Below are 4231 nucleotides of genomic sequence, written 5' to 3' on the forward strand. Positions count from 1 at the left end.
AGAGTTTGATCTTATGCTCGCTTCGGAGAATATCCCTAAAAATGAACTGAAGGACTACGAAAAATCAATTATTAATTTCTATCCTGTATTTGAAAAGTCATATATGTTTGGCGTTGCTGACGGGACAGTGCGCGAGCTACCAAACATAAAGCTGTTTTACCTCTCCTATGCCCATGCTCTTCAGGAACTCAGCAAAAAGCTCACACAGGGCGAGCTCCTTCCGGGAGACGATTTCTCATTTGCAGAAGAAGAATTAAGTACTATTATCGAATCCGCAGTCTTTTTCCTCAGAAAGGAATGAGGCTTTATGGAGAAAAGAAAAACAGCTTCCAATAAAGTGTTATGGATCTTTGCAATAGGTCAGCTTGGCTGGTCGCTGCTTTCAGGCATTATTGCCAACTGGCTCGTTTTCTTCTACCAACCTAGTCAGGAGGAGTTAACAAAGGGTCAGATTCTCTTTATCCCTAAAGGTACATTTATCGGTCTGACAGCCATCGGAGTTATAACAGCTTTCGGACGTATCTTTGATGCTGTCACCGATCCTCTCATCGCAGGTAAATCGGACACATTAAAGCACAGGCTCGGTCGACGCATACCATTTATGCGTTTTGCAGCTATCCCCTTCGGAGTTGTGACGGTACTTATGTTCATATCTCCGTTTTCACCAGGAAGCAAGGGAAATGCTGCCGCTCTTTTCATATTCGCCATGCTTTTCTATTTCTGCATGACCTGCTACTGCACACCTTACAATGCACTTATTCCTGAGCTTGGCAGCACTCAAAATGCAAGGATCAATCTCTCAACATTTATCTCTGTAACATACTTTTTTGGTACTGCTATTGCTTACCTTGTACCCAATATTGCAGGTATCTTTATTGACAGTATGGGCTATGCAAACAGCTTCAGAATAACTGTCGCTATCCTATCAGTAGTCGCAGTTATCTGTATGATGATCCCAGCATTTCTGATAGACGAAAACCTGTATGCTGACACTACTCCGAGCCAAAGCTCTGCTTTCAGCTCTCTGCTGTCTACCTTCAAAAACAAGGAATTTCGTACATTCGTATGCTCTGATATTCTTTACTGGATAGGACTTACGCTGTTTCAAACAGGTCTGTCATTCTATATCACAGTACTGCTCGGTCTCGATTCAGGCATGACATTCCCTCTGTTTGTGACAATGACTGTGGTATCACTTCTGTTCTATCCATTAGTTAATATACTCTCAAAGAAGCTTGGAAAGAAGAAACTTATTGCATTTGCATTCCTTTTCTTCTCATTCGCCTTCCTTGTCACATCAGGGGCAGGACTTATTGATATACCGGCTTTGGCTTACGGTTTTGTCATAGCTGTTCTTGCAGCTCTCCCCATGGCTATACTCGGCATACTTCCGCAGGCTGTGGTTGCTGATATTTCAGAAGCCGACAAGCTCGATACCGGAGAGAGTCGTCAAGGTATGTTCTATGCTGCCAGGACTTTTGCATTCAAACTCGGGCAGTCCCTTGCTATGCTCATATTCACCAGTATGGTACTTATTAATTCAGAAGTTCCAAAGGGAGAATCCGGTTACGGTCTCGGATACAGGATAACAGCTGTTACAGCAGCAGTACTGTGTCTTCTCGGAGGAATAGTATTCCTGAGATACAACGAGAAAAAGATAATCTCCCGTATAGAGGAGGAACAGAAAAATGCTTAAATTCAAATCTCTGCAGTTCCTATATAAGGACGGCGAAAGCGACTTCATGGCTATAACATCGAGCTCCCTGCGCAATGATAAAATGGAGCTTGATATAAAAATAGAAGGAGATATTTTTTCAGTAAATATCAAAGCAATCGATACAATAACTATACAGAAGCTTTGTGCAGAGTTTGAATATGAATTCAGTGAGGGAGAAAAGATCTTCCTCAACGGATACCAGTCATGGACGGATTCCGTAGAGCATGACATAAACGGAAAAATGCGCGGTATATGCCATATTCCCTCTGCAATAAGGGAAAAGTATGCCTTTTCACAGTACGGCGACTATAATTTCAGCGAGTACGGCGATGATATGCACGGTTGGTCTTATGGCTATATAAGGACTGAGGAGCTATACTGCTTCATAGGTTCCCTTGCAGAAAATACCGGATTTACACAAATAATAACCCACGTTGGCAAAGGGTTGATAGCCCTGAAAAAGGATTGCGCCGGAATAGATATAACCGGAGAATGGTGCGCTCTCAAGCTCATTCTTACCGAAGGTAGCGAAAAGGAAGTATTCGACAGATACTTCAATGCTCTCGGCATAAAGCCAAGAGATAATATAAAGCCTATATTCGGATATACAAGCTGGTATAATCATTATCAGGATATAAGCAAAGATACTATAACAGACGATCTGAACGGTATAAACTCACTTACCTACACGGCTGATGTTTTTCAGATAGACGATGGCTGGCAAACTGCTGTAGGAGACTGGCTCTCAGTCAACAGTGAAAAATTTCCGGGCGGAATGAAAAAAATTGCAGACCAAATAAGCGATGCAGGTCTTATCCCCGGTATATGGCTGGCACCCTTTATTTGTGAGGAAAGCTCCGAGATTTTCCGAAAAAGCAAGCATTGGCTGATTGACACGGAAGATGAAGATTTTGTCAGAGGCGGCTCAAACTGGAGCGGCTTCTACGCTCTCGATATCAATAATCCAGAGGTCAGGGAGTATATCAAGTTCGTAATCGAAACTATAGTAAATGAATGGGGCTATAAACTTCTTAAACTAGATTTCCTGTATGCTGCCTGTATAGTTCCTAGGAAGGATAAAACGCGTGGACAGCTTATGGCAGAAGCCATGAAATTTATTCGTGAATGCGCAGGCGACGCGCTTATACTCGCCTGCGGAGTTCCGCTTGCTTCAGCCTTTGGTCTGGTAGATTACTGCCGTATCGGCTGTGATGTCAGTCTCGACTGGAACGATAAGCCACACATGAGATTGATGCACAGAGAACGTATAAGTACTAAAAATTCAATACTGAATACAGTATTCCGGAGACAGCTCAACGGACGTGCGTTTCTTAATGACCCGGACGTTTTTCTTCTTCGCCCGTGTAATAATTCCCTCTCCGACAAGCAGAAAAAGTGCCTCGCAGAGGTAAATGCCCTTATGGGAAGCGTACTTTTTACTTCTGACAACTTCTATGATTACGGAGAAGCCGAGATCAAGGAACTGTCAAAGATACTAAAAATTAGAAATGCAGAAATAATCTCTGCAGACCTTGAGGATGATATACTGACTCTTAAATTCAGTATAGACGATAAAAAATACATAAAACGTTATGGTATATAAGCTAAAGGCTGACCTTCAAAAGAAAGTCAGCCTTTATTACAGGAAATATACGTCGTTTTTTCGTACAGTATACTATTATATAAACAAAGGGAGTGATCAAACTGAAAAAAGATCCTGAAATAAAAAAGTATATCTTCTTTGTTATATGTTCAGTTATAGCTATTGGAGCAGCAATTTTCTACTTTATTATTACAGGTAAAAAGAAAAATACTCCCGCTATGATTATTGATAGGAATAAAGATCTTGAACTCGAAAATACAGATAATTCCGATACTGCTTCAATACACCCAAACACGTCAGCCATGACAAGCAAGGTTCCAACAACCGATCCTACGACATCAGTAGAAATTACTGAACCTGAATTTATCATGATAGATATCAATTCAGCAGATAATGAGGAACTTAAAAAGTTGAATGGTATTGGTCAAAAGCTTGCAGCAGAGATAATAAAGTACCGTGAGGAAAACGGAAATTTTATGAATATAGAGGAAATAACCAATGTAAGCGGTATCGGTAAAAAGTTATTTACAGGTATACGCAAACATATATACGTTGTTAATCCGGAATATCCTGAAATTTCTTAAACATTAAGCGACATAATTGAATATTTGATAATAAAATAAAAGACTACGCATCGCGTAGTCTTTTTCAGTGGGCCATTAGGGACTCGAACCCCAGACCGTCCGGTTATGAGCCGGATGCTCTAACCAACTGAGCTAATGGCCCTTAAATATGACCGGAAGCCTTTGTAAGCTTCCGGTCGTATATATAATGTCGGCACTGATTTAGTTTCCCGGGCCGTCACCAGCCAAGTATCGTCAACGCGAATGAGCTTAACTTCCGTGTTCGGAATGGGAACGGGTGTGACCTCATTGCCATAAGCACCGACTAATATAAACTTTTGAAGGAAT

Annotated in this window: 3 protein-coding genes, 1 tRNA gene, 1 rRNA gene and 1 pseudogene; 4 read left to right on the top strand and 2 right to left on the bottom strand. The window is 41.3% G+C overall.

All coding sequences use genetic code 11. The features are described from left to right. From J6U00_RS13300 to J6U00_RS13315, 4 genes and pseudogenes are all read left to right on the top strand, one after another. Positions 1-301, top strand: a pseudogene (locus tag J6U00_RS13300) (TetR/AcrR family transcriptional regulator); the annotation flags it as partial. A gap of 6 nt (positions 302-307) precedes the next feature. Next, positions 308-1696 carry an MFS transporter gene (locus J6U00_RS13305; protein WP_296582608.1) on the top strand — a complete coding sequence of 463 codons (1389 nt, stop codon included), beginning with the start codon at positions 308-310 and terminating at the stop codon, positions 1694-1696. Next, positions 1689-3320, top strand: a complete 1632-nt coding sequence (locus tag J6U00_RS13310) for a glycoside hydrolase family 36 protein (protein WP_296582610.1) — start codon at positions 1689-1691, stop codon at positions 3318-3320. The genes J6U00_RS13305 and J6U00_RS13310 overlap by 8 nt, the downstream gene beginning before the upstream one ends. A 92-nt stretch (positions 3321-3412) precedes the next feature. After that, positions 3413-3904 (top strand): ComEA family DNA-binding protein, encoded by a 492-nt coding sequence (locus J6U00_RS13315; protein WP_296582612.1) that lies wholly within the window; start codon positions 3413-3415, stop codon positions 3902-3904. A 68-nt stretch (positions 3905-3972) separates the two neighbouring features. Here the strand turns inward: J6U00_RS13315 and J6U00_RS13320 are convergent. Both J6U00_RS13320 and rrf read right to left on the bottom strand, forming a co-directional pair. After that, a tRNA-Ile gene (locus tag J6U00_RS13320) sits at positions 3973-4046 on the bottom strand. Positions 4047-4092: 46 nt separating this feature from the next. Beyond that, a 5S ribosomal RNA gene (gene rrf / locus J6U00_RS13325) occupies positions 4093-4209 on the bottom strand. Positions 4210-4231 lie beyond the last annotated feature (22 nt).

Origin of the sequence: Ruminococcus sp., from assembly GCF_017650195.1 — a bacterium.
GTDB lineage: Bacteria > Bacillota > Clostridia > Oscillospirales > Ruminococcaceae > Ruminococcus.

What these genes read in the sequence shown, in the direction of transcription:
- J6U00_RS13305 (WP_296582608.1), top strand. Translation starts at nt 308, where the DNA reads ATGGAGAAAAGAAAAACAGCTTCCAATAAAGTGTTATGGATCTTTGCA.
- J6U00_RS13310 (WP_296582610.1), top strand. Translation starts at nt 1,689, where the DNA reads ATGCTTAAATTCAAATCTCTGCAGTTCCTATATAAGGACGGCGAAAGC.